The sequence below is a fragment of the Vibrio sp. Vb1554 genome (assembly GCF_033344235.1).
Map to the genome: position 1 here is coordinate 1 of NZ_JAWPOJ010000216.1, position 1,341 is coordinate 1,341.

The window sequence follows — 1,341 nt, forward strand, 5'->3', positions numbered from 1 at the left end:
CACTTTCCAAGCATCGTATCCATCTTTAATGGCTTGGGAGTTGGTGTGAGGAAGCAGTTCCGTCTCTACTGCGCCCGGTGCAATAGTCGTAACACGCACATGTGATGCGGCCACTTCTTCGCGCACATTTTCTGAAATTGCATGAACTGCGAACTTCGTACCACAATATGCCGCGTGGTCAGGGAACGTCTTTTTACCTGCAATAGAGCTGATGTTGATTATTGTGCCACTATTGCGCGCTTTCATTGATGCAAGTACGGAGTGCATACCATTAAGCAAACCAAGCACGTTAACGTCGAACATACGCTTCCATTCAGCGGCGTCCTGCGTGTCGATCTGACCAAGCAACATTACACCCGCATTGTTGACTAGCACGTCAGCTGGACCAAATTGAGCTTCTGCTTTTTCAATCGCTGTTATCAAACTCGCTTGGTCAGTGACATCGACTTTTTCACATAAGGTGTTTGGTAAATTGAGTGCTTCTAAACGTTCTACTCGACGAGCCACAAGAAGGAGAGGGTGGCCTTCTTCACTAAAACGACGTGCGATAGCTTCACCAATACCTGAACTTGCACCAGTAATAACAACCAGTTTTTTCATTTGTTACTTCCTCAGTTTTCGTTGAAAGCAGCGGTCTGCTGCGATGAACTCATACTAAGGAAATAACTTTTGTTGATATATATCACTTTAGGTAAAACACTGTTGTTCACTGGCAACAATAATTGCTACTTGAGTTTGTTTTATTGGTAGGAAAAAGGCGCAACTCGTGCGCCTTAAGTGAAAAGAATGTATTGTTACTACGGTGAAATCCGCACTAATCAACCCATCAAAGTTACCACTTATTCAACGGTGCAAACAACGCTGTTGTCGCTACCAAAGCCATTTGGAACGTAAGCATCTGCTTGAGGATCGTTCTCCCATTCAACTTCATCGAGGAGATAACGAAATTGGATGTGTTGCTCTTTGGGTAGACGTGTTTTGAACTTAAATTGGCCGCTTTTTTTCACCAGTTTCATTGGCTCTGGTTGCCAGTCATTAAAATCTCCAGCGATTTTAATGGATTCCCATTGGTTTTTATCGAGTTCAAAAGTGACTTCAACTTCATCTTTAGTTTTGAAAAATCTCTTTTTAAGCATGAATCTTTCCTTGTTAGTACAAAAACTGCTCTAACTATTACTCGTGTTTCATAAGTATTTCAAGCGTTATCGGATTCATGCTGGTATAGCTCGTTAAATAACCGTGTACTCTTCGTGCTTCAAACTTGTATGAATATGATCTTTCTGTATGATGAAAATCAGTGTGTTGTGGAGAAATTGATATGTTGAAGTTGAATCGTACATT

At 41.5% G+C, this 1,341-nt stretch carries 2 protein-coding genes; both read right to left on the reverse strand.

Annotation, left to right across the window (positions count from 1 at the left end; all coding sequences use genetic code 11):
• Positions 1 to 600 (reverse strand): SDR family oxidoreductase (locus R8N28_RS25085; RefSeq protein WP_318183648.1); only part of this gene is annotated, 600 nt, incomplete at its 3' end.
• 239 nt (positions 601 to 839) lie between these two features.
• Positions 840 to 1,136 carry an isoamylase early set domain-containing protein gene (locus tag R8N28_RS25090; protein ID WP_005477072.1) on the reverse strand — a complete coding sequence of 99 codons (297 nt, stop codon included), beginning with the start codon at positions 1,134 to 1,136 and terminating at the stop codon, positions 840 to 842.
• Between the last annotated feature and the right edge of the window lie 205 nt (positions 1,137 to 1,341).